Raw genomic sequence first — 23,854 nt, 5'->3', positions numbered from 1 at the left:
AAGAGATTACAAGGAGAACACATGCACACCATCATTGAGGCCATCCGCGCCTGCGGCCTGACGGCAGCGGTTGGGGCGGAGCGGCACGAAGAGCGCGAGATCGCCAGTCCGGAACAGATGCAGCAGTTGCTGCGGGGCGGCTTGCCGCGCGAGGACGGCGCAGCGGCGCCGACGCCGCGGGACGATGGCGCTTTCGCGCTGACCGATATCCAGTACGCCTATCTGATAGGCCGCAATCCGGGCTTGGAGCTGGGCGGCATCTCCAGCGCCTTCTATCAGGAATGGGATGTTGGCGCGCTGGATCTGGCTCGGCTGGAGGCAGCGTTGGCCGCCACCGTGGCGCGCCACGCGGCGCTGCGCACGGCCATCCGCGACGGCGGCGAGCAGGCTGCGGCGACGGCGGCGCCTAGCTGCCGCATAGTGCTGACCGATACGCGAGGCTGGGACGAGGCTGCGCGCGCCAGCCACTTGGAAGCGGAGCGGCAGCGGATGCGCCACACCTTGCTGCCCTTGAACCAGGCGGCGCCGTTCGAGATCCGGGCCAGCCTGCTGGACGACGGCCTCATCCGGCTGCATTTGCTGTTCGATCTGATGTTTCTCGATCTGCGCAGCGTGCGCATCGTCATGCGGGACTGGTGGCGCGCCTATGCCGGGCAGCCGCTGGTCGAGCTGCCGGCGCAGGCCTCTTTCGCGGCTTACCGGGCGGCGGAGGCTGCGCTGCAGGCCGGCGCCTGCGGCGAACGCGACCGTCAATACTGGCTGAGCCGGCTGGACGAACTGAGCGCCGCACCAGAGCTGCCGCTGAAGACGGCTCCCGAACATTTGACGCCGCCGCGCACGGCGCGCGCCAGCCGCGAATGGGCGGCGGACAAGCTGGCCGCCTTGCGCGCCGCGGCCGAGGCGCGGGGCCTGACGGCGGAGAGCCTGATGCTGGGCGCCTATGTGGAAACGCTGCGGCAGTGGTCCAAGCAGCAGTCGTTCACGCTGACGCTGACGACTTTCGGCCGCCGGCCGCATTTCGACGGCGTGGCCGATATCGCCGGCAATTTCCTGCAACCGCTGCTGCTGCCCATCGCCGCATCGGCCGACGAGAGCTTCGCGGACAGGATGGCCAGGCTGCAAACCGATCTGCTCAGCCATCGTTGGCATGCCGGCTACAGCGGCATCCAGCTGCTGCGCGAGCAGGCGCGCCAGCAGGGGCAGCGCGTCGCCGGCTCGCCGGTGGTGTTCAGCAATATGCTGGACGCGGATTTGAACGAGCTGGTCGAGGATGGCGGCTGGCAGGGCGCGCGCGCGGTGTACGAGCGCAACCAGACGCCGCAGGTCTGGCTGGAAAACCAGCTGCTGCGCGACGGCGACGCCTTGCGTGTGAACTGGAACCACGTGGACGGTCTGTTCCCTGTTGGCATGGTCGAGGACATGCTCGATTGCTATATGGGCCTGTTGGAGCGCTGTCTGAGCGACGAGGGCGTGTGGGCGTCCCTCGGCGCGGTGACCGCGCTGCCGGCAGTGGACCTGGCTGAGCGCGAGCAGGCAAACGCCACGGAGACGGCATTGCCGCTTGCCTTGCTGCACGAGCTGGTGCTGCGGCGCGCCCGCAGCCAGGCGGACGCGGTGGCGGTGCAACAAGGCGAGGCCAGCATGAGCTTCGGCGAGCTGGCGCGCCGCGCCGGCGCGATCGCGCAAGCCATCCGCGGGCAGGCCGAGGTGAAGCCGGGCGAACGGATCGCCGTATCGCTGCCGCAGGGGCCGGAGCTGATCGCGGCCATCCTGGGCGCGCTGATCGCCGGCGGCGCCTATGTCGCCATAGATCCGGCCTTGCCGGCGGAGCGCCGCCAGAGCCTGTTGCGCCGTTGCGCCGCGCGCGCGCTGCTCAGCCGCGGCGACATCCATCCGCAAGAAACGCATGAGGGTCTGCCGCGCATCGATGTGGACCAGGTGCCGGCGGGCGAGGCGTGGCCGGAAGCGGCCTCGCCGCAGTCGCTGGACGATCTGGCTTATGTGATCTTCACCTCGGGCTCCACGGGCGAGCCCAAAGGCGTGATGATCAGCCACCGCAACGCGGCCAATACTGTGCTGGACATCAACCGCCGCTTCGGCGTGAACCGCGACGACGCGGTGTTCTCGGTGGCGCCGGCCGGCTTCGACTTGTCCGTCTACGACTACTTCGGGGTGCTGGCGGCCGGCGGCCGGGTGGTGTTCCAGGACGCCGCCGGCGCGAGCGATCCGCAGGCTTGGTGCCAGACGCTGATCCAGCACCGGGTGACGATATGGAACAGCGTGCCGGCGCCGGTCAAGGCGCTGGCCGACCGTTGCGGCGACGCATTGGCGCAGACCGCGCTGAGGCTGGTGCTGATGAGCGGCGACTGGATTCCCATCGACCTGCCCGGCCGTATCCGCGAGTGCCTGCCGGCGGTGCAGGTGGTGAGCCTGGGCGGCGCCACGGAAGGCTCGATCTGGTCCATCTGCCACCCCATCGCGCGGGTGGATCCGTCCTGGACCAGCATCCCCTACGGCAAGCCGCTGGCCAATCAGCGCTTCCATGTGCTGAACGACTGGCTGGCGCCATGTCCGAAGTGGGTGACCGGCGAACTCTATATCGCCGGCTGCGGCGTGGCCCAAGGCTATTTGGCCGACGATGAAAAAACCGCGCAGCGCTTCATCGTCGATCCGCGGAGCGGCGAGCGCTTGTACAAGACCGGCGATCTGGGCCGCTATCTGGATGATGGCGTGATCGAAATCCTGGGCCGCGAGGACAGCCAGGTGAAGATCAACGGCTATCGGGTGGAGTTGGGCGAGGTAGAGGCCTGCCTGCTGGAGCATCCGGAGGCCAATCACGTGGTGCTGGACGCGCCGCGCCACGCCAAGACCGGGCAGCGCCACCTGGTCGCCTATGTGGCGGCCAAGACGCCGCCGCAGGGCGATGCCGGCTGGCAGGCGCTATTAGATGGGTTGCGCGAGCTGGCGAGCAAGCAGCTGCCTTCCTATATGGTGCCCAGTTACCTGGTGCCGGTGGATGAAATGCCGCTGACCGCCAACGGCAAGATCAACCGCGCAGCCCTGCCGCAGCCATGGCAGGAGCGCGACGAGGCGGAGCTGGGCGCCGAACCGGCCGGCGAACTCGAAAACGAACTGCTGACGCTGTGGCGCAAGCAGCTCAGGCATGAAGACTTCGGCGTGACGGACGGCTTCTTCGATATCGGCGGCGATTCGCTGCACGCGGTGGGCCTGCTCAGCGCGCTGCGCGACCGTTACGCGCTGACGCCGGAGCGGGAGCAGGACGTGATCGAGGGCCTGTTCATGAACGCCAGCATCCGCGATTTCGCCAAGCTGCTGGACGGTTTGGCGATCGCGGCGGAGGCGGCGTGATGGAGAGCATGACGATGACGGCAGGCGGCGAATTCGACTTCATCGTGGTCGGCGGCGGCTCGGCCGGCTGCGTGATGGCGGCGAGGCTGTCGGAAAACGGCAGGCATCGCGTGCTGCTGCTGGAGGCCGGACCGGCTTCCGACTCCGCGCGGGAGGACAGCCCGCTGCGCGACGCTTCGCGCCTGGTGCTGAGCGGCTACAACTGGGGTTATGAAGCCCATGTGCGCGGCGACGGCGAGCGCGGCGGCCGGCGCAAGCCCTTCGCCTACAGTCTGGGCAAGGTGCTGGGCGGCTCGTCCGCCATCAACGGCGCGGTGGCGCTCCGAGCCTTTCCCAGCGACTTCGCCGCTTGGGAACGCATGGGCTGCCCGGAGTGGTCCTGGGACAAGGTCTTGCCGTGGTTCCGCAAGATGGAGCAGGACGCGGACCGCGCCGACGAGTGGCACGGCGGAGATGGCCCGCTGCGGCTGCGGCGGCCGGCAACCGGCGAGATCCATCCGCTGGACCAGGCTTTCTCCGTGTCCTGCCAGCGCCAGGGCATGCCTTATACCGATGACCTGAATTTGGGCGAAGACGCGGCGGTGGGGCTGGTGCCGGCCAATGTGCGCGGCCAGGCCGAGCGGATGGACGTCTATCGTTCCTATCTGCAGCCGGCGCAAGGGCGAGCCAACCTGACGGTGGAGACCGGCGCGGAAGCGGCCGGGATCGTATTCGACGGCCGCCGCGCCTGCGGCGTCGATGCCATGGTCGGCGGCCGACGGCTGCGTTACGCTGCGCGCCGGGTGGTGTTGTGCGCCGGCGCGGTCGGCACTGCGGCCCTGCTGCAACGTTCGGGGATCGGCGATCCGGAGCACCTGGCCTCGGCCGGCATTCCGTTGCGCGCGGCCTTGCCGGCGGTGGGACGGAATCTGACCGATCACGCCTCGCTGGTGCTGTGGGCCTTGCCCAAACCCGGCGTATGCGCGCGCGGCCTGCCATGGCGCCAGGTGGCGGCGCGCGCTTGCAGCGGCTACGACGAGCGGGTGGATGTGCAGATCGGCCTCTTGAACAACGTGGCCAGCGAAACAGTGCCCAGCTTCCAGGAGCGCGTGGCCTATCCGATGCTGGTGGGCGGCTCGGTGATGCTGATGCGGCCCAATGCGCAGGGCGCGGTGCGGGTGTTGAGCGGCGATCCGGCCCAACTGCCGCGGATAGACCTGCCCTTGAGCGACGACGCCGACATCGCCAGGCTGGCCGGCGGAGTGAGGCTGCTGTGGCGCGTGCTGAAGGACCCGCTGGTGTCCTGCTACCTGGACGGCGTGCAGTTCTGGTCCGAATCCATGATAGGCAACCCGGCCGTGGTGGCCAGCGCGGTGCGCAATCTGGTCAATCCCGGCTGGCACGCCGCCGGCACGGTGCGGATGGGGCCGGCCGCCGACCCCGCCTGCGCGGCGGGCGAGGACGGCGCCGTGCATGGCCTGGACGGCCTGACCGTGGCGGACGCCTCGCTGTTTCCGACCATCCCGTCCATGCCCACCAATCTGACCACCATCATGCTGGCGGAGCGTTTGGCCGCTGCGCTGCTGGACAAGGAGCGGGCATGAGCGCGCGGCCTCGTCGAGTGGTATACGCCTTTCCGCATGCCGGCGGCTCGGCCGCCCTGTACCGCGCCTGGCAGGCGGAGGCCTGGGACGACGGCGTGCTGGCGCCGGTGGAAATGCCCGGCCGCGGTTCGCGCATCCGCATGCTGGCCATGGAAAACCTGCCCGAGCTGGCGGCCTGGCTGGCCGACCAACTGTGCGCGGACCTGCGCGAGCGACAGGCGCAAGGGGTGGCCGAGTGGGCGACCTTCGGCCATAGCTTCGGCGGCGTGCTCAGCGTGATCGTCGCCAGCGAAATGAGCCGGCGCCATGGCCTGACGCCGCGCTTCAGCGTGGTGTCGGCCTCCATCGCGCCCAGCATCCAGCCGGACGATGAGCGCCATTTATTCAGCGACGAGCAGATTCTGGCCGTGGCCAGGGCAGACCAGGGCACGCCGGAGGCGGTGCTGCGCGAGCCGGCGCTGGCCGGCCGGGTGGCGGCGCAGTTGCGCTGCGACTATCGCCTGCGCCGGCAATTCCTGGCGCACCGCGCGCTGAAAGTGCCGCAGACGCTGCGGTTGATAGGCGCGGAGCAAGACCCGCACGTCACCTTGCAGCAGTTGCGGGCCTGGGAGGCCCACAGCGAGGGCGGCGCCGAGCTGCACACCATACCCGGCGATCACTTCGCCATTTACCGGCATTGGCAGCGGGTGCGCGACATTCTGTCGTCGTCCCCGCGGGAGGCAACGATATGAGCACGACGCAGTTGGACGAATTCCGGCGGCATTGCCGCGATTTTCTGGCGCAAGCCGCCACGCCGAGAGTGGCCGCGTGGGAGGCGCAGGGCCGGGTGGACCGAGACTTCTGGGAGCAGGCCGGCGCGGCCGGGCTGCTGGGCATGGGGGTGAGCCGCGAGCTGGGCGGCCGCGGCGAGAGCGACTTCCGCTACGCCATGATCCTGATCGAGGAACTGATCCGAGCCGGCATGAGCGTGCCGGGGCTGGTGTCGCACAACGATGTGATCGCCAGCTACATCCTGACCCTGGGCACGCCGGAGCAGAAGCAGCGCTGGCTGCCTGAGCTGTGCTCGGGCCGCGCCATCGGCGCGATCGCGATCACCGAGCCGCATGCCGGCTCCGACGCCAACGAGCTGACGACCCGCGCCGAGCGCCAAGGCGACCGCTACGAGCTGAACGGCAGCAAGGCCTATATCACCAACGGCCATAACGCCGATCTGGTGGTGGTGGCGGTGAAGACGGCCGATGCCCAGCGCGGCCAGGGCATCAGCCTGCTGGTGGCGGAGCGCGGCGCGGAGGGGTTCAGCCGCGGGCCGCTGCGCGCCAAGCTGGGCTGGCACGCCAGCGATACCACCGACCTGTTCTTCGAGCGCTGTCTGCTGCCGGCGGACAATCTGCTGGGACGGGAGAACCTGGGCAGCTTCTATTTCATGACGGCGATGATACGCGAGCGGCTGAGCATCTCCACCGTGGCCGTGGCCAGCATGGAAACGGCGCTGGAGCAAACCCTGGCCTACGCCAAGGCGAGAACTGTGTTCGGCCAGCCGGTGGGCAGCTTCCAGCACAACCGCTTCACGCTGGCCAAGCTGGATACCGAGATCCGCATCGCCCGCCTGTATCTGGACGACGCCATCGCGCGCTTCAATGCCGGCGCGCTGAGCTTGGTGGACGCCGCGCGGCTCAAGCTGTGGGTGACCGAGCTGCAGGGCAAGGTAGCGGACCGTTGCCTGCAACTGCACGGCGCGGCCGGCTATATGGGCGAGTCCGGCATCGGCAAAAACTGGGTCAACAGCCGGGTGCAGCAGATCTACGGCGGCACCAGCGAGGTGTTGCAGGAACTGATCAGCAAATCGTTGGGCCTGTGAGGCCATGCGAGCAGCGGGCGAGGAGGACGGCATGATGAATTCAGGTAGGCCGCCGCTTTGGCAGGGCCGGCCAGCCAGCCTGGCGGAGTGGGGCGCGGCTTTGAGCTGGGCCGAGCGAGAAGGCTGGGATTTGGGCGCGGGCGACGCCGAATGCTTTTTCGACGCGGACGCGCAAGGCTTCCATCTGGGTTTCGTGGACGGCGCGCCGGCGGCGGCGATCTCGGTCGTCAATCTGGACGAGCGCTACGCCCACATGGGCTATTACCTGACGGCCCCGGCGCTGCGGGGCCAGGGGTGGGCGCGCCGCTTGTGGGAAGAGGCCATTCTGCATGGAGGCGCCCGCACGTTGGGCGGCGACGGCATTCCGGCGCAGCTGCATAACTATGCGAAGTGGGGATTCGAAAGCCAATATCGCACTTTGCGGCTGTGCGGCGCGCCGACGGCGCGTCCGCCGGCCGGGCCGGGCCTGGAGCCGGTGTCGCCGGCCAATCTGGACGAGGCATGCGGCTATGACCAGCGAAGCGGCGGCGTGCGGCGCCACGCCATGCTGAGGCGCTGGTTTCTGGGCGCGGGCCGCCGCGGCTGGATCAGCCGCGGGGCGGATGGCGGCATAGACGGCCTGATAGGCGCGCGCGTCTCCAGCGTCGGCTACCGCTTCGGCCCCTTTTACGCCGAGCACGAAGACGCGCGGCAGCAACTATTCCGGCAAGCCTTGGCTTTCGCGCCGGCTGGCGCGGCGCTGACGCTGGATGTGCCGGAGACCGCAACGGGTTTGCTTGGGCAGTTGCAGGGCCTGGGGCTGCGCGAAGTCTTCCATACCTTCCGGCTGTACCGCGGCGAGCCGCCGCGCGTGCAGGCCGGGCGAATACAGGCCATCGCCTCGCTGGAGCTGGGCTGAGCCTTTACCAATTTATCAAGGAGTCACTCATGGATCAGGTAGTCGAATCGCCGCTGGCGTGCGCGGGCGATCTGGACGAAGAAGCTTTGTTCGACCTTCCCACGCTGTTCGAATGGATGGGCGGACGGGCGGCCTTGCGCAATCTGACGGAAACCTTCCACCCCAAGGTATTGCGGGATCCGCTGCTGGCCGAGATGTTCCGCGAAGTGCCGGACTTCCATGCCGAGCATCTGGCCATGTGGTTCGAGGAAGTGCTAGGCGGCGAGCCGCGCTACACCAATGAGCGCGGCGGCTTCAAAACCATGATAAGCATGCATCGGGGCCGCGGCATCCAGCCGGAGCAGCGCAAGCGCTGGGTGGAGCTGCTGATGGAAACCGCCGACGAAGTGGGCCTGCCCAGCGATCCGGAATTCCGCTCGGCCTTCGCCGCCTATGTCGAGTGGGGTTCGCGCCGCGCGCAGGCCAACTCCCAGCCGGATGCGCCGCCATCGCGGCGCGAAACCGTGCCGCGCTGGGGCTGGGGCGAAGCCAAGCCGGGCACGCCCTAAGCGGGCCTGTCGTATGGGACGCGCCGCGCGGCGGGAGCCAGAGGCTGGCCGCGCGGCCATGCCGTGGGAAATACATGAAACGCGAACCAATCAAATTAGACGCCGGCATGCTGGACGACCTAGACGGTTTCTGGCGCCGCATGCGCGGCGGCATCGCCGATCTGGAGCGATGCGAGCCCATGGTTTTCAGCTGCGTGCAGACGCTGCTGAGCGAGGCTGAATGCTTTCCGTCGGCCTTGGCCTGCATGCTGTGCGAACAGCTGTTCCACGGGCAGCCGGCGAGCGGGCCGCTCAGGCGCCTGCTGCTGGACGCGCTGGCGCGCCATCCGGATATCTGCCAGTCGGCCATGCGCGACCTGGCGGCGTCCTGTGAGCGGGACCCTGCGTCAGACTGCGCGCTGCAGGTGTTCCTGTTCAGCAAGGGCTTCGTCGCGCTGCAGGCGCACCGAGTGGCGCATACGTTGTGGCGGGACCGCGAACAGCGCTTCTCGGCCCAGATGCTGCAGCTGCGGACTTCGATGTGCTGCGGCGTGGACATCCATCCGGCGGCGAGGCTGGGCCGCGGCCTGTTCCTGGACCACGCCACGGGCCTAGTGATAGGCGAGACGGCGGTAGTGGAAGACGACGTTTCCATATTGCACGACGTGACGCTGGGCGGCACCGGCAAGCAGCGAGGCGACCGTCACCCCAAGGTCCGGCGCGGGGCCACGCTGTACGCCGGCGCCAAGATCCTGGGCAATATCGAAGTGGGCGCCGGCGCGGTGGTGGCGGCGGGCAGCGTGGTGCTGAAGGATGTGCCGGCCTTCGCCACGGTCGCCGGCGTGCCGGCGCGCGTCGTCAAGGCCGGAGCGCTGCCGCCGGCACTGTCCGCGCGGCTGGCCTAGCGGCCTGGATGACTCGACGAAAAGGACTTATCGATGCAATCGAAGCAAACAAGGGAAGGCAAGCGGCGCATCCTGATCGGCGCCTGCGGCTCCGTGGACATTCTGACACTGCCGCGCTATCTGGTGGCGATCAAGACCGGCATAGACTGCGAGCTGACCGTGCTGATGACGGCCAGCGCCCAGCTTTTCCTGCCGGCCGCCAGCGTGGGCCTGTACGCGGACCGGGTGATAGCCGGCGAGCGGCCGGAGGACTGGCCCACGGACAAGCCGTCGCGCATCGTGGCCGACCACGATTTGCTGGCCGTGTTGCCCGCCACCGCGCATATGCTGGCGACGGCGGCGCAGGGCGCGGCGCCTAACCGGCTGGCCACGGTCATCCTGGCCTCCAATTTCCCCGTGTTGTTCTTCCCGGTGATGGGCGCGGTGATGTGGGAGAAGGCCGCCGTGCAGCGCAATGTGCGGCAGCTGCGCGAGGATGGTTATCAGGTGGCGGAGCCGGTGTGGCATGAGAACTACGATGTTTCGCTGGGGCGCATGGTGGGCCACCCCTCGCTGCCGTCGCCGGAGCAGACGGTGGAGCTGATGCGCACCAGCCTGCGGCGCTGAGCGCGGCGGCAAGGAAAGCAAACCGGCGGCTATCCGCCGGTTTTTTTGTGGCCAGGCGCGGGGGGACTACAGCAGGCGGGCCAGCAGCAGGGCGGACAGGTAGAGGCCTACGCCGAAGGAGGCGTGGGCGGACAGGCTGCGCAGGCGCGCCACGTTGGGCTGCGGCGTCTTGCTGGCGGCGATGCCCGCTCCCAGGCCGGGCTGCAGAATGAAGAAGGGCGCGGCCACGGTGAGCAGGCCGAAGCCCAGCGCCGGCAGCGGCGTCGGCGCCAGCCGCCATTCCGGGCCGGTCAGCGCCAGCAGCAGGGCGGCCAGCGCGGCGCCTATGCCGTAATGCAGGCTCCAGCCCAGCGGCGCTTCGCCGGCAATCGGTTCCGCCTTGGCGATATTGTCGTGGCGGAAGCGGCCGCGCAGCAGGTGGCCGCTCCACCGTCCCACCATGGCGTAATTCAGGGAGGGGATGTTGAAGAAGCGGCGCAGGAACCAGGCCCAAATATCCATGACCAGGGTCGCGCCTATGCCTAGCGCCAGGGCGTGGGTGATAAATTCTGGAGTCATCACGATTTCATCCTAGAGTGGGTTGTCCAGGCGCTTGGCGCCGGGTGGTTGAGGCCGGACGGCAACGAGATTCTGCAGGCCGCGCCGATTTCGGATAAGCTTGCCATGTAACATTCAATATTTTTATTTAATGATGAATTGATTGGGCAGATCATGTCAATATCTGAAACGCATTTAAAGGGTGCGCGACTGAACGACTTGGCCGACTTGGCCAAAACCCTGGGCAATAGCCATCGCCTGCTCCTGCTCGAGCATATCGGCGGCGGCGAGAAGACGGTGGAGGCGCTGTCCGATCTGGCCGGATTGTCGGTGGCCAATGCTTCTCAGCATTTGCAGCAGCTCAAGCGCAGCGGTTTCGTGCAGTCGCGGCGCGAAGGCAAGAATGTGCTGTACCGCTTGGGCGGCGGGCCTATCGCCGCGCTGCTGGCGGCGTTGCGGGCTTGCGCCGAGCACAATCGATCGGAAATCCGCGAGCTGATCTCGGACAGCCTGTGGCAGCAGGACAAGCTGGAGGCGATTTCGCGCGAGGAGCTGCTGCAGCGCATGCAGGAAACCGAGATCGTGCTGCTGGACGTGCGTTCCGAATCCGAGTACGCCGCGGGCCATTTGCCCGGCGCCGTCAATATTCCGCTGGACGAGCTGGAGCTGCGCTTGGCCGAGGTGCCGCGCGATCAGGAAGTCGTAGCCTATTGCCGCGGCAATTATTGCGCCTTGTCTGGCAAGGCGGTGACCATTCTGCGCGCGCTGGGCCGCAACGCCCGCCAATTGCGGGGCGGCATGTGATGACGGATGGTTTGCCGCGGCTGAGCGATAAGCTGGAGCCGGCATGCGCGGCGTCGCTGGCCTCCTGTTGGCTGCCTGCGCCGCAGGCCTTGGACGATGGCGCGGGCGCGGGGATTTCTTTGGCGGAACTGGATCGCGCGCTGGCCGGACGCGAGCTGGCGGACTGGCTGCCGCCGGAGCTGTCGCGCGCGGTGCGCAAGCGGCAGCTGTCCTTTCTGGGCGGCCGGCTGTGCGCCGAGCGGGCGCTGGCGGCGTTGGGACTGGCCGATGCCGCAGTGGGGCGCATGGACGGCGGCGCGCCGCTATGGCCGGACGGGATGCTTGGCTCCATCACTCATCACGGCGAGGCCGCCTACGTGGCGGCGGCGCCGGCGTCCGCTTACGCCGCGCTGGGCATGGATAGCGAGCGGCTGGCCAGGGACAGCGCGGCGGAGAGCATACGGACGCTATGCTGCACCGCATTCGAACGGGAAAGCTGGCTGGGCGACAGGGCGGACACGCTGGCCGAAACGCTGATTTTCTCGGCCAAGGAGGCCGGCTACAAGGCTATTCACAGGCTGGCGGGGCGCTATGTCGATTTTTCCGAATTCGAAGTGCGGGAGCTGGATTGGCAATCCGGCCGGCTCACGCTGGCGCCGACGGCGAAAAGCGCGTTGAGCGGGCTTATGCGGCCGTTCGCGGTGCGCTTCCGCCGCGCGGGCGATGAGGTGCACACGCTGGTCGCCGAGCGCGAGCCGCTTGATAGCTTGGCGGACGGGCTGGCGAGGTAGAACCATGCCTGGCCGCCAGGCCGGACTCATTTGAGCCATACGTCCTCGAAATCGAAGGAGCCGTTCGGATTCATGACAAAGCCCTGCACATTCTTGCGCAGCGGGATGTCGATGCGCGAGTGGGCGATGGTGATCCATGGCCGCTGGTATTTGAAGATTTCCTGAGCCTTCAGATAGTAGCGCGTCCGCTGCTTCTGGTCCGTGGTCTGGCGCGCCTGTTCCAGCAGACGGTCGAACTCGGCGTCGCAAAAGCGCTGGCCGCCCTTGCTGACGCTGCAGGACAGGCTGTTCCACAGGAAGTCGTCCGGATCGCCCGAGGTGCTGGTCAGTCCTGACATATACACGTCATGCTCGCCGGCGGCGGCGCGTTTCAGGTATTCGCCCCATTCATAGCTTTGAATCGTGGCCTTGACGCCTATCCTGGCCCAGTCCTGCTGGATCATCTGCGCCATCAGCTTGCCGTTGGGGTTGGTCGGCCGCTGCACCGGCAGCGCCCACAGCGTGACGGCGAAGCCGTCTGGGTAGCCGGCCTGGGCCAGCAGCGCCTTGGCCTTGGCCGGGTTGTATTCGTTGCGCGTCTTGGGGTTCCAGCTCCAGGTGGATGGCGGGAAGGGGTTGACCGCCTGGGTGGCGCCGCCCTTGGGAAACATCGCCTTGAACAGCGCGTCGCGGTTGATCGCGATGTCCAGCGCCATCCGCACTTCGCGCTTGGCGAATTGCGGTCGCTTCAGGTTGTAAGCGAGATAGGAGATATTGCTGGCGCCGACGGAGGCAATCTTGACGCCGGGATCGGCCTGCAGCACGTCGAGGTCGGATTCGCGCACCGCCGCGGCTATCTGGCATTCGCCGGCTTTCAGCTTCTGGATGCGCACTTGCGGGTCCGCGGCGATGGCGAAGACCAGGCTCCGGGTTTTCTGCGGCTTGCCCCAGTATTGCGGATTGGCCTCGTAGCGGATCACGGCGTCCTTGGTGTAGCTCTTGAAGCGATAAGGACCGGTGCCTATGGGCTGCTGGTTGATCTGCTGCGGTTTGCCGGACTTCAGCAACTGCTCGGCGTATTCGGCCGATTGCATGCCGGCGAAGCCCATGGCGAAGAAAGTGAGAAAAGTGGCGTTGCGCTCCTTCAGCCGGATCTGAATGGTGCGATCGTCCACCTTGCGCGCCGACGCGATCATTTTGGACAAGCCATAGCCGTCCGGCCCGAGCAGCGGCATTTTGTAAGCCTGGTTGAAGGGCAGCTCCGGCTGGATCCAGCGATTGATGGTGAACAGCGCATCGTCGGCGTTGAAGTCGCGGCTGGGGGTGAAGTAGTCCGTGCGATGGAAATGCACGCCGCGGCGCAGCTTGAAAGTGTATTCCAGGCCATCGGCCGAGACGGACCAGCTTTCCGCCAGGCCGGGCCGCAGCGCCACGCCGCCGCGCTGGAAGTCCAGCAGGCCCTGGAAGATGGGCTTGGTGACGTTATAAGTGGTGGCGCTGTCCCATAGCGCAGGATCGAAGCCTTCCGGCGCGGCTTCGGCGCAAAAGACCAAGGGCTTGGCGGCCCAGGCGGATAGGGGGGCGGCGAAGGCTGCGGCGAGCAGCAGGGTTGGCAAGGAGCGGTGCGAGGGCATGGCCGTATTCCGGTGAGCTGACGCGGCCGGGGATGGCTGGCGCCAGCATAAAGTTATGCTTCGAGAGTATCGCACACTGGCATGTCACGCTTGCAGGCGGTTTTACTCGGGCGATGAGTGGCCAATCAATACAATGATTATTTAAATATTTCGGAAAATTTCATCAAGCGGACAAGAGCTGACTTGAGTAAGATGGATGCGTTTCATGCAAGGGGCATGCATTGTGCGCGTTCATTTTCTAACTCGAGTCAAGCAGTGGATCATCAGCGTATTCAATCCGCCTTACCAACTGGCGCTGTGCGACAGGCTGCCCGGCAAGCATGCCAAGGAATGCCTGTACCTGTTCAAGCTCTACGGCAGCCATGATTTCGTCAAACTGTCCCACGCCGACATCCTGGCCAGCAATCAAATCATGTCCGCGATCAATCCGCGCGACCTGATCAAGATCGCCCTGCTGGAAAACAATCTGAAAGCGCATGATCAGCGTTGCAGGGTCGAAGAAGAGATGCGCGGCAATCACTATCGGATTCATCTGCAGGGCAATAGCGAAGTCTATTCCGGGGAAAGCATCTGCCAGAATATCGACTACTTTGCGGAGCTGAACGCTCAGGAGATTTGCAGGATCGCTTACAGCGCCGGTTTTCAGAAGGGCCGCGCCCTTTCCCGGCAAATCAGCCGCGCAGGGGAAGAGGCGCGCCGCCAGGATCAGGCCGCGCCGGAGAACGCCGCCAAGGTGGTGGCGCTGCGGCGCGGGGCGCGCTGAATCCCGCCGCCGCTCAAACCATGACGGTCATGCTGCGGAAGCCCGCGGCATCGAACGCCAGCACTTTGTAGCCGCGCGCATCCTGCGTATCCAGCGCCGCCGTGCCCTTGCGCCATTGGAAACAGGTGGCCGGGCAGACCTCCAGCGCCACGCCGCGTGCTTGCAAGCGATAATCGCCATGGGCATGGCCGCATAGCAGCAGCTGCAGATTGGGCAGCTCCGCCATCAAGTCCCAGAATCTATCCGTGTTGCGCAGCATGCAGCTGTCGAGCAAGGGCGTGCCCACCGCCGCCGGGTGATGGTGCAGCAAGACCGCGCTGCGTTTGGCTGGCTTGTCCGCCGCGGCCAATTGCTGGCGGAAGCGCTCGACGGCGGCTTCTCCGATATGGCCATCGTCCGTTCCGGGCTGCACAGAATCCAGCGCGAGCAGAAGCCAATCGTCCGTCTCCAGCCGCGTCAGCGGCCGCATCCACTCATACTGGCGCAGTGTTTGCTCAGCCAGCGGCGCGGCGTCGTGGTTGCCGGGCAGCCAGTAGACCGGCAGGCCCACGCTTTGCAGCCGGCGCGCGAAGCGATCATAGGAAGCGCGGCTTTCATCCTGCGAAATGTCCCCGGTCACCAGGAGAGCGTCCAGTTCCGCCGCATGCCGCCGCTCAAGTTCGCTGATGACCTTGTCGAATTCGCGATAGGTATCGTAGCCCATGAGCCGGGCGCTGTCTTCGGCGAATAAATGGCAGTCAGATATTTGCGCGACTCTCACGCGTTTCCTCCATTGCGTATTGGTTTCTTTGCAGCGCGCCGCCGTCTTGCTTGAACACCGCCAGCGGGTTGTAAGTGACGCTCCAGTCGAAATAGTCGGTTTTCTCGATTTTCTTCACCGCGCCTACCAGATAGTAGCCGACCGGCAACAGGACAATCGAGATCAACACCTTGTAGGACCAGGTGGTGGCGATGATGTTGACCAGCTCATGTCCGCTGTAGCGCGACGACAAGCTGATGGGATAGGCGGTTAGCAACAGTACGGCTTGAGCCAGCATGGAGGCGATGACATAGCGCACGAAGAAGAAACGGCCGGCGAAGAATACCTTCATCTTGGACACCACGAAGCCATTGCAGAAATAAGAGGCCGGCACGGAGACCCAGGTGCCTATCATTACTCTCCAAAACTCATGGAACAAAAGATAGTATTGTTTGGAAATAGCATTGTTGTCCGGCTGCAGCAGCGAGAAGAGATTGATGATCAAGACGAAAAATGTTTGACATCCGACCAATATCCATACTGTGCGGCCACCAAGCTTGTATCCGTATACTTCGGTAGAAATTGTGGACAGCAAATAACAGAGTGAAAATACAATGCCGCTGGCCGTGATCTTCAGGCTGTAAATATCCAGGGTTTTGTATACCAAGGAGTCGCACACCACCATGATGGTGACAGACAAACCGACAATCAAGCCATAAAGTCTAAACTGTTCCACTTGCTCATCCTGCGCTAAAAGTCTTAATCGCCTTGACCGCCACGCCGACTATCTTGAAATCACGGCAGACGAAAGGTTGCAAATCGTGCATCAGCGATATGCTGGAAAACAGGCACTGATCTCCGTCGACGAACATCCGGCGGAAGCAAGGCGGCTGGCCGGCAATGCTGACCAAAACCACATCTCCATCCGCTGGACGCTCTTCCCGCGCCACGATGAACACGCTGCCCTGGGAATAATTGGGAAACAGGGAGTCGTTGTTCAGCAAGACGGCAAACGCATCTTGGGCATTGAAGCCGGCGGCGTCGATGAAGTAATGGTCTGATTCGATGATCACGCCGCTCAGGAACAAGGCGATCTCGGTAAACTTGATCAAGGGCACTGCCAGCACCGCGCGCAGCGGCTTGATATCCCTTCCCAGCTCTCCTTCGATGAAATCGCTTAATTTGATGTCAAAAAATCTTGCCAACTCCATCAGCGTCAGCAAGGTGGGGTTGCCCACGCCGCGTCGGATGTTGTTGATTGTCGCCACGCCCAATCCCGTTTTTTGGCTTAATTGAGCGGCATCGACACCGGCGCGTTCCATCAGCCGCGCCAGGTTTTTCGACGCATTGCATAATAGCTCTGCACTTGCGTCCTCCTCTTTCCACATGGCCTTGCTCATTTAGCCTCCATTTCATTTCAATCAAATCCACCTGCGTAGGGATGCTTGAATTTAACATCAAACTATTCCGTCCGCTTTTTTTGATGCGGGAAACTTGTTTCAATCTTGTTGAAACTATTTCTGTACCGATATTCATGAAAATATCGTGCTATTTTTTTGGTGTGCGGGATATTATAATGGCATGGCGGGATTGTGTCATTCCTGATGCAGTTGTAAAGATTCAAAGGAATATTGTTTTCATGCGATAAATTTTAACTAGGATAATTAATGGCCGGGTTATGAGCAGCCCTGATGCGAGGAAAAAGTAAATGAAAATTGCAGAAGAAGATTTTGCGCTGGATGTGATTGATGGAGAACCCGCCATCATCGTCATGCTGAATATGCTTGGCCAGGCAGGCAGCGAGTGGGAGGGGTCTCCAGTATTCGGAAAAAGTTACTTATTGGAACTGATAGGCCGCAGTCTTGAGCACAATGTCATCCTGGCGGAAGACATTCAAGGTTTGATTCGCAAAGCGGATCGTCTGACGCCTCCAACAACTTGACCTGCTGCCGCCAGAGCTGCACTGATGTGTATTGCGATTTGACGGTTTGGGGCGCTTGGCATCGTGGAACATGGGGGCGTTGATCCTGAGCGGTCATGCGTTTTCAATCACGAATGGCTTTTCCCGGTGGCGGCGAAGGGCGATCCTCTCCGCGCTGAACTTGACCTTTCCCGCTGTGAGCGTGGATAATTCCTAGTTTATTCAAATGCTTAGTCGTCACCGCCTCGCAGGCGCCAAGGCTGGCGCTACGCTGCGTGAACGAGCGGTGCGATAGCCCGCGAAAGCAGCGATTTTTGTAGTACAGGCGGGACGGAAACAGGCGAAAATCAGCCGGAATGAACGTAAACAACACTGCACTTAAGGGCGCTGCTAGCCGCGCCAATCAAGGATTTCAAGAAAATAGGCCATCTCGCCGTCTGAGCGTGGCGCCGATGCTGGACTGGACGGATCGCCACTACCGCTACTTCGCTCGCCAGATTACCCGCCATACCTGGCTGTACACCGAGATGGTGACCACCGGCGCGCTGCTGAACGGCGACGTCGCGCGCCATCTGCGTTTCGATGAGGCCGAGCACCCGATTGCGCTGCAGCTTGGCGGCTCCGAGCCGGCCGAACTGGCCCAATGCGCCCGCCTGGCGCAGCAGTGGGGTTACGACGAAGTGAACCTTAACGTGGGCTGTCCGTCGGAGAGAGTGCAGAAGGGCGCTTTCGGCGCTTGCCTGATGGCTGAGCCCAAGCTGGTGGCCGATTGCGTCAAGGCGATGCGCGACGCGGTGGAAATCGATGTCACCGTCAAGCACCGCATCGGCATTGATCAGATCGAGCATTACGATTACTTGCGCGAGTTTGTCGACACCGTGGCCGAGGCCGGCTGCCATACCTTCATCGTGCATGCGCGCAATGCCATCCTGAAGGGCCTGAGCCCCAAGGAGAATCGCGAAATTCCGCCGCTGAAGTACGATTACGTCTACCGCCTGAAACGCGAGCGGCCGGACCTGGAAATCCTGCTCAACGGCGGCGTGAAAAGCAATGCGGAAATCGCCGGGCACCTGCAGCATGTCGACGGCGTGATGGTGGGGCGCGAGGCCTATCACAACCCGTGGCTGATGGCCGAGTGGGACGCGCTGTTCTATGGCGACGAGGCCGCCGGCCCGGAGCGCGCGGCGGTGGTGGAGGCAATGATGCCCTATGTGACCGCTCGTCTTGGCGACGGCAGCAATGTGCGGCATATCGCCCGCCATATCCTGGGCCTGTTCCAGGGCCTGCCCGGCGCGCGCAACTGGCGGCGCATGCTGTCCGACGCCAAGCTGCTGGATGGCGCAGACGCCGGCCTGCTGCGCCAGGCTTATGAAGCGACGCAGCAAGGCCGCCGCGGCTGAGAACGCAAGCTTCCGTCAGGAGGCATCTGCCAGGGCGGCTAGGCGCCGCCTTTTGTTTTTGTCATGTCTGGCATGACCGTCTGGAGGGAATCCCATTGAAAACGATGCAGAAGCTGACGCTTGCCCTGTCGCTGACTTCCAGCCTCGCCTGGGCCGGTCCCAATGACGTGTTGCATATCTATAACTGGAGCGGCTCGCTGTCCGGCAACATCGTCAAGCAATTCGAGAAGCGCTGCGGCTGCAAGGTAGTGCAGGACTATTACGGCGACAACGAGGAGATGCTGGCCAAGCTGGCTGCCGGCGCCAAGGGCTACGACATGGTGTTTCCGTCCAGTTTCGTGGTGCAGGCCATGACCAAGCAGAAGCTTTTGCAACCATTGGATCACCGGCAAATTCCCAATCTGAAGAACGTGGCGCCGACTTATCTGTCGCAAAGCTACGATCCGGGCAACCGCTACACCATCCCCACTGTGCTGTCACTGACTTCGGTGGGTTACAACGTGGAGAAACTGAAGCAACTGGGCATCGATCCGACCAGTTGGTCGGTGATTTTCGATCCCAAGGTGCTGCAGAAGATCAAGGGCAAGGTGACGGTGCTGGACAGCTCGCGCGAGGTATTCACCGCCGCGCTGTTCTATCTGGGCAAGGACCCGAACAAAGCCACCGAAGCCGACATGCGCGCCGCGCGTGACGTGATCAAGCGGGCCAAGCCTTACTGGGCGGCGTTCTCCAATGCCAGCTATCTGAAGCAGCTGGCCATCGGCAATATCTGGGTGGCCTTGGGCTATTCCACCGAATTCTTCCAGGCCAGCGAAGATGCGCGCCTGAGCAAGCGGCGCTTCCACATCGGCAATGTATCGCAGCGCGAGGGCAATGAGCTGGGCGTGGACACCATGGCCATCACCGCCAGCGCCAAACGGCCGGACCTGGCGCACCAGTTCATCAATTTCATGCTGGATGGCAAGAATGCCGCCCAACTGACCAACCTCAACGGTGCCACCAATCCGGTGGCCGGCGCCAGCGCGTATTTCCGCGTTGATCTGAAATCCCACCCCGTGATCAATCCGACGCCGGAACAGGCCGGAAAATGGACCGTGCTGCGAGAATTGACGCCGGCCGAGCGGCGCGTGCTGGCGCGGATGTGGACGGAAGTGAAGGTCAGCCGCTAAGCTGGCGGCCTGGCCGGACGCCATGAACGATAGTCCGGCCACTTACAAGATAGAAAGAGCGAAAGATGTTCGACCAACTGGTTCTCGCCAGCAATAACGCCGGCAAGCTGAAGGAGTTCGGCGCGCTGTTTGCCGAGCTGGGCGTCACTGTGCGCCCGCAGCGCGATTTCGACGTGCCGGAATGCCCGGAGCCGCACCACACCTTTCTGGAAAACGCGCTGGAGAAGGCGCGCCACGCCAGCCGGCAGACTGGCCTGCCGGCGCTGGCCGACGATTCCGGCATCTGCGTCGAGGCGCTGGGCGGCGCGCCGGGCGTATATTCGGCCCGCTTCGCCGGCGAGCCCAAGTCCGACGCGCGCAACAACGCGCTGCTGGTGGAAAAGCTGCAGGGTGAGGCCAACCGCCGCGCCTGGTATTACTGCGTGCTGGTGCTGGTGCGCCACGCCGACGATCCGCAACCGCTGGTGGCGGACGGCATCTGGCTGGGCGAGGTGCGCGACGAGGCTGCCGGCGAAGGCGGTTTCGGCTACGACCCGCATTTCCACCTGCCGAGCTACGGCGTATCGGTGGCAGAGCTGGACGCCGCCGAGAAAAACCGCGTCAGCCACCGCGGCCAGGCCTTGGCCGCGCTGATGGCCAAGCTCAAGGCGCTGGCATGAGCGTGATCGACGTCTCGGCGCTGACGGGCGGCCTGCGCGAGCTGCCGCCTCTGGCGCTGTACATCCACTTCCCGTGGTGCATCCGCAAGTGCCCGTATTGCGACTTCAACTCGCACGAGCCGAAAAACGGCTTCGACGAGATGGCCTATGTCGACGCGCTGCTGCGCGATCTGGAATACTCGCTGCCCGAGGTATGGGGCCGGCCCCTGACCAGCATCTTCATGGGCGGCGGCACGCCCAGCCTGTTCAGCCCGCAGGCGATGGACGTCTTGCTGGCCGGCGTGCGCGCGCGGCTGAAGCTGCACCCGGACGCCGAGATCACGATGGAGGCCAATCCCGGCACCTTCGAGATTGAACGCTTCCGCGGCTACCGCGAGGCTGGCATCAATCGGCTGTCCATCGGCATTCAGAGCTTCGATCCCAAGCATTTGAAGGCGCTGGGCCGCATCCACGACGGCGACGAGGCCAAGCGTGCGGTCGAGATCGCGCTGACCCACTTCGACAACGTCAACCTGGACCTGATGTACGCGCTGCCGGGCCAGACCCTGGACCAGGCGCTGTCCGACCTGAACACCGCGCTGTCTTACGGCATCACCCACCTATCGGCCTACCATCTGACGATAGAACCGAATACGATGTTCGCGGCGCAAACGCCGAAGAATCTGCCGGACGACGAGGTGTCGGCCGACATGCAGGAGGCGATAGAATCCCGCCTGGCGTCCGCCGGTTTCGATCATTACGAAACCTCGGCCTTCGCCAAACCGGGCCGCCATAGCCGGCACAACCTCAATTACTGGCAGTTCGGCGACTACGTCGGCATCGGCGCCGGCGCGCACGGCAAGATCAGCAGTCACGCCGGCATCGTCCGCCAGATGCGGCACAAGCAGCCGGCGGCCTATCTGAAGGCGGTGGCGGACGGCGCGCCGTTGCAAAGCAGCCAGAAGGTTGCCCGCGCCGATCTGCCGTTCGAATTCATGATGAATTTGCTGCGCCTGACCGGCGGCTTCGAGAGCCGCCTGTTTCAAGAACGCACCGGGCTGCCGCTGGCGCTGATCCGTCGCCAACTGGACGACGCCCAGGCGCAAGGCCTGCTGGAAAGCGAAGGCGGCGTCATCCTGCGTCCCACGCTGAAAGGCCAGCGCTTCCTCAACGATTTGCTCACCCTGTTCCTCAAAGAAGGAGATGAATAATGGCTAAAGAAATCATCCATACCGACAAGGCCCCGGCCGCTATCGGCGCTTACTCGCAAGCCGTCAAGGCAGGCAACACCGTCTACCTGTCCGGCCAGATTCCGCTGGACCCGGCCAGCATGACCGTGGTGGAAGGCGGCTTCGCCGCGGAAACCCATCAGGTGTTCAAGAACATGAAGGCCGTGTGCGAGGCCGCCGGCGGCAGCCTGGACCAGATCGTCAAGCTCAACGCCTACCTGACCGACCTGTCCAACTTCGCCACCTTCAACGAAATCATGGCGCAATACTTCAGCCAGCCTTACCCGGCGCGCGCAGCCGTCGGCGTGGCCAGCCTGCCCAAGGGCGTGCTGGTGGAAGCCGAAGCGGTGATGGTGCTGTAAGCGCATTATCTTGCGGCTAAAAGAAAACCCCGCGTTTTGGCGCGGGGTTTGTCATGTTGGAAGGGTGTTAACGGAACATATAGCGAGTAAGTACTGACCGGCCTGAAGTATCCAATGCATATAACGTGATGCGATAGGCATCAGGATTGATCAACTTGGCATTGATTTGAGACTGAAGAGTACTGCTACGCATAGATGGGTCTTCAATGCCCTCGTCGCGATGCAGCATTTGAGTCGGGGTATGTTGAACCATCCTCAGGCTGAGCAAGCTAAACGTGAGTGATTTTGGAACAGTCCAATTTAAGTTGAGTGCGGTATTGCCATTCGCATTGTTTGCCTTGGAAATAGAGGCATCGTCAAAGCTTGGGAACGTCTGTTTTTTGAGGTCATTTCCAGAGAATAGCAGTGCGTGTTGATACACATCACGACCAATCTGTTTTTGAAAGGTTGTATCAGCGAAGAAGCGAAGCTTCAGTGATCCTTTGCGTACGGCTAGATTGTAAGCTTGAATTTCCTTATCGCTAAGCTTGAATCTGGGACCGCAGCTCGGGTTGGAGTCCATGCGGCCAAATACGCCTTCGGTGGTAAATCCGCAACCCGTTTGAGTAGTGAACGATTTGAGTATTTGATCGCCGGCCAGCAATTGAGCGCTATGGACGCGTTCTACCGCTGGACTGGATGGATCGTAAGAGTTGAGCTGGTCGAGCTGGCTGTAGGTGGAAATGGATACATACAGCAGATTGTCTAATGTTGTGGTTCTTTTATTAACATCAATAACCTGTTGTGCTTCCGTATTAAGCTCGTATGAAACGGGGGCGTCGTTCCCCGCTAACTTCCACGCATTATTTTCGCGCACAACAATTGCATTGTAAGAGTATTTTGGTTGCTTGTTTGGCGTTATCGTCAACTTGACTTCACAGCGTATGTCGTTGTCGCATCGGATAATTAGTGGCCGTCCATATTTATCGCCCACTCCGGTGTATTGGGTCTTTGGATCAAGGGTGGAGGCATTGTCTTGCGCACTTGCGATATATTGAATAGCCGTATCGCCGTAAGAGTTGAAGTTCTTGCTCAACAGTGGTTGCAAACGATCACTTAAACCATCAGCCCTCTGGTACGCCGCAGTCAATTGTTTGGCTAAGTCATCCAAGCCTTTGAAGTCGGGTAGTTTAGTCGGGGGCAGAATCGTAGTTTTAGGTTTTTGTGTATGGCTAACGACTAGCTCATCGTTGCCGAAGGCGCTATGCATAGCAATTTCGCCTGGGTTATCTCCTGCGGTTACCTTGACTATTTCCAATAGTTTGTCCTGGCCTGTCTTATCGGCCTTGAAGGCCGTGTGCAGCAGATCCAGCTTGCTGTCCAGACCATGCGCGATCAGCATGGGGGCAAGGGCGGCTTGGAGATTGTCGCTGCTGGCGGCGAGCTTGTCCGCTGTCAGCAGGGATGCGCACTTGCTGTCCGCGAAGCAGGCGGCGGGATCGTTTTCCGCGCTCAACGCCACCATGGCCTCGGTCAGAGGCGTGACGTTGGTGACGCCAGACTGGGTGATGACGGAGTGCAGCAAGGCATCCTGACCGCCTATCGTGCCGCTGGCCTCTACCAGAACGGGTGCTTTGAGCTTGGACAGGTCCGCCTGATAAGCGCCGTTTTCATCGGCGCTGGCCTTGATAGTGGCTCCGGAAGCATCCTTGAATGTCAGCAGGGCGTTTTCCATCGGCGCGCCGGAAGCGACCGTGCCATTTACCTGGCCGATGCCTTGAGACGCTGGCGTGCCGCCGCTATTGCCGGCATTGGCGTTGGAAGTGGAGTCTCCGCCGCCGCCGCAAGCGGTCAATAGCAGGGCGCTGCTTACGGCGAGAGGCAGAAGTTTCATTATTGTGTTCATCACGAAAGCCTTTGCTGGATGGTTGTCATCTCGAGTCAAGGTGCTGTTGTTATTTTTTATTGCGGCGGAAGTTTACTCTTATGTTTTCAGCATTGCATCCTGATGCTTGACCTTGTGTGGAGCAAATGCAGGCCGGATTGCAGGCTTGAGATGTTTTGAACACATGAAAATAGCTAAAGATGGCTAGGGGCTGTTGACGTTTCACATAGGCAACCATAGGTATGCGCACGCCATGGCGACCACGCTCTCATAGTTGCACTTCAATTTGTCGTATCGGA

23 protein-coding genes are annotated in these 23,854 nt (G+C 63.2%); 17 read left to right on the top strand and 6 right to left on the bottom strand.

Features of this window, described 5'->3' with window-relative positions; translation table 11 throughout:
• Window positions 1-21 precede the first annotated feature (21 nt).
• From C2I19_RS13765 to C2I19_RS13730, 8 genes are all read left to right on the top strand, one after another.
• Window positions 22-3,369 (top strand): non-ribosomal peptide synthetase, encoded by a 3,348-nt coding sequence (locus C2I19_RS13765; protein ID WP_199181176.1) that lies wholly within the window; start codon window positions 22-24, stop codon window positions 3,367-3,369.
• An 8-nt stretch (window positions 3,370-3,377) separates the two neighbouring features.
• Complete coding sequence (locus tag C2I19_RS13760) at window positions 3,378-4,952, top strand: GMC family oxidoreductase (RefSeq protein ID WP_103903290.1); 1,575 nt, start codon at window positions 3,378-3,380, stop codon at window positions 4,950-4,952.
• The gene (locus C2I19_RS13755; RefSeq protein WP_103903267.1) at window positions 4,949-5,683 is read left to right on the top strand and encodes a thioesterase II family protein; all 735 of its coding nucleotides are present in this window, start codon (window positions 4,949-4,951) and stop codon (window positions 5,681-5,683) included. The genes C2I19_RS13760 and C2I19_RS13755 overlap by 4 nt, the downstream gene beginning before the upstream one ends.
• The gene (locus tag C2I19_RS13750; RefSeq protein WP_103903266.1) at window positions 5,680-6,810 is read left to right on the top strand and encodes an acyl-CoA dehydrogenase family protein; all 1,131 of its coding nucleotides are present in this window, start codon (window positions 5,680-5,682) and stop codon (window positions 6,808-6,810) included. The genes C2I19_RS13755 and C2I19_RS13750 overlap by 4 nt, the downstream gene beginning before the upstream one ends.
• A 31-nt stretch (window positions 6,811-6,841) precedes the next feature.
• A complete protein-coding gene (locus C2I19_RS13745; protein WP_103903265.1) occupies window positions 6,842-7,708 on the top strand; it encodes a GNAT family N-acetyltransferase in 867 nt (288 codons plus the stop codon).
• Window positions 7,709-7,737: 29 nt separating this feature from the next.
• Window positions 7,738-8,256: a group II truncated hemoglobin gene (locus tag C2I19_RS13740; RefSeq protein ID WP_199181175.1), complete on the top strand. Its 519-nt coding sequence runs from the start codon at window positions 7,738-7,740 to the stop codon at window positions 8,254-8,256.
• 74 nt (window positions 8,257-8,330) lie between these two features.
• Window positions 8,331-9,140: a serine O-acetyltransferase gene (gene cysE, locus C2I19_RS13735; RefSeq protein WP_233201196.1), complete on the top strand. Its 810-nt coding sequence runs from the start codon at window positions 8,331-8,333 to the stop codon at window positions 9,138-9,140.
• A gap of 33 nt (window positions 9,141-9,173) precedes the next feature.
• A complete protein-coding gene (locus C2I19_RS13730) occupies window positions 9,174-9,746 on the top strand; it encodes a flavoprotein (RefSeq protein ID WP_103903264.1) in 573 nt (190 codons plus the stop codon).
• Between the two features lie 66 nt (window positions 9,747-9,812).
• Here the strand turns inward: C2I19_RS13730 and C2I19_RS13725 are convergent, their stop codons facing one another.
• Window positions 9,813-10,304, bottom strand: coding sequence for a DUF2938 domain-containing protein (locus C2I19_RS13725; protein WP_103903263.1), 492 nt, complete (start codon window positions 10,302-10,304; stop codon window positions 9,813-9,815).
• Window positions 10,305-10,457: 153 nt separating this feature from the next.
• Between C2I19_RS13725 and C2I19_RS13720 the strand changes: the two genes are divergently transcribed.
• Both C2I19_RS13720 and C2I19_RS13715 read left to right on the top strand, forming a co-directional pair.
• Window positions 10,458-11,087 (top strand): ArsR/SmtB family transcription factor, encoded by a 630-nt coding sequence (locus tag C2I19_RS13720; protein WP_103903262.1) that lies wholly within the window; start codon window positions 10,458-10,460, stop codon window positions 11,085-11,087.
• The gene (locus C2I19_RS13715) at window positions 11,087-11,857 is read left to right on the top strand and encodes a 4'-phosphopantetheinyl transferase family protein (protein ID WP_103903261.1); all 771 of its coding nucleotides are present in this window, start codon (window positions 11,087-11,089) and stop codon (window positions 11,855-11,857) included. The genes C2I19_RS13720 and C2I19_RS13715 overlap by 1 nt, the downstream gene beginning before the upstream one ends.
• Window positions 11,858-11,883: 26 nt before the next feature.
• Here C2I19_RS13715 and C2I19_RS13710 read toward each other — a convergent pair whose 3' ends face one another.
• A complete protein-coding gene (locus C2I19_RS13710) occupies window positions 11,884-13,470 on the bottom strand; it encodes an ABC transporter substrate-binding protein (RefSeq protein ID WP_103903260.1) in 1,587 nt (528 codons plus the stop codon).
• A 205-nt stretch (window positions 13,471-13,675) separates the two neighbouring features.
• Here C2I19_RS13710 and C2I19_RS13705 point away from each other — a divergent pair, with 205 nt between their 5' ends.
• Entirely contained in the window at window positions 13,676-14,233 is a 558-nt protein-coding gene (locus C2I19_RS13705; RefSeq protein WP_146056814.1) for a hypothetical protein, read from the top strand.
• A gap of 13 nt (window positions 14,234-14,246) precedes the next feature.
• Here C2I19_RS13705 and C2I19_RS13700 read toward each other — a convergent pair whose 3' ends face one another.
• Genes C2I19_RS13700 through C2I19_RS13690 form a run of 3 tightly spaced genes read right to left on the bottom strand, consistent with a single transcriptional unit; the run spans window position 14,247 to window position 16,372 of the window.
• Window positions 14,247-14,993 carry a metallophosphoesterase gene (locus tag C2I19_RS13700; protein WP_158253707.1) on the bottom strand — a complete coding sequence of 249 codons (747 nt, stop codon included), beginning with the start codon at window positions 14,991-14,993 and terminating at the stop codon, window positions 14,247-14,249.
• Window positions 14,971-15,708 carry a VUT family protein gene (locus C2I19_RS13695; RefSeq protein WP_199181174.1) on the bottom strand — a complete coding sequence of 246 codons (738 nt, stop codon included), beginning with the start codon at window positions 15,706-15,708 and terminating at the stop codon, window positions 14,971-14,973. Before C2I19_RS13695 ends, C2I19_RS13700 begins: the two co-directional genes overlap by 23 nt.
• Window positions 15,709-15,712: 4 nt before the next feature.
• On the bottom strand, window positions 15,713-16,372 hold the full coding sequence (locus C2I19_RS13690; protein ID WP_103903257.1) for a LexA family transcriptional regulator: 660 nt from the start codon (window positions 16,370-16,372) through the stop codon (window positions 15,713-15,715).
• 308 nt (window positions 16,373-16,680) lie between these two features.
• Here C2I19_RS13690 and C2I19_RS13685 point away from each other — a divergent pair, with 308 nt between their 5' ends.
• From C2I19_RS13685 to C2I19_RS13660, 6 genes are all read left to right on the top strand, one after another.
• The gene (locus C2I19_RS13685) at window positions 16,681-16,914 is read left to right on the top strand and encodes a hypothetical protein (protein ID WP_103903256.1); all 234 of its coding nucleotides are present in this window, start codon (window positions 16,681-16,683) and stop codon (window positions 16,912-16,914) included.
• Window positions 16,915-17,345: 431 nt separating this feature from the next.
• Window positions 17,346-18,293 carry a tRNA dihydrouridine(20/20a) synthase DusA gene (dusA, locus tag C2I19_RS13680; protein ID WP_233201195.1) on the top strand — a complete coding sequence of 316 codons (948 nt, stop codon included), beginning with the start codon at window positions 17,346-17,348 and terminating at the stop codon, window positions 18,291-18,293.
• Between the two features lie 104 nt (window positions 18,294-18,397).
• A complete protein-coding gene (locus C2I19_RS13675) occupies window positions 18,398-19,462 on the top strand; it encodes an ABC transporter substrate-binding protein (protein WP_199181178.1) in 1,065 nt (354 codons plus the stop codon).
• 65 nt (window positions 19,463-19,527) lie between these two features.
• Entirely contained in the window at window positions 19,528-20,121 is a 594-nt protein-coding gene (rdgB, locus tag C2I19_RS13670; RefSeq protein ID WP_103903253.1) for an RdgB/HAM1 family non-canonical purine NTP pyrophosphatase, read from the top strand.
• Window positions 20,118-21,311 carry a radical SAM family heme chaperone HemW gene (hemW, locus tag C2I19_RS13665; protein WP_103903252.1) on the top strand — a complete coding sequence of 398 codons (1,194 nt, stop codon included), beginning with the start codon at window positions 20,118-20,120 and terminating at the stop codon, window positions 21,309-21,311. Before rdgB ends, hemW begins: the two co-directional genes overlap by 4 nt.
• The gene (locus tag C2I19_RS13660; RefSeq protein WP_103903251.1) at window positions 21,311-21,691 is read left to right on the top strand and encodes a RidA family protein; all 381 of its coding nucleotides are present in this window, start codon (window positions 21,311-21,313) and stop codon (window positions 21,689-21,691) included. Before hemW ends, C2I19_RS13660 begins: the two co-directional genes overlap by 1 nt.
• A 67-nt stretch (window positions 21,692-21,758) precedes the next feature.
• On the opposite strand, the gene C2I19_RS13655 is transcribed toward C2I19_RS13660, so the two are convergent.
• Complete coding sequence (locus C2I19_RS13655; protein ID WP_103903250.1) at window positions 21,759-23,576, bottom strand: hypothetical protein; 1,818 nt, start codon at window positions 23,574-23,576, stop codon at window positions 21,759-21,761.
• Window positions 23,577-23,854 lie beyond the last annotated feature (278 nt).

It is taken from the genome of Chromobacterium alticapitis (genome assembly GCF_002924365.1).
In the GTDB taxonomy this organism is placed as follows: domain Bacteria; phylum Pseudomonadota; class Gammaproteobacteria; order Burkholderiales; family Chromobacteriaceae; genus Chromobacterium; species Chromobacterium alticapitis.
This window is presented reverse-complemented; position numbering and strand designations above follow the sequence as displayed.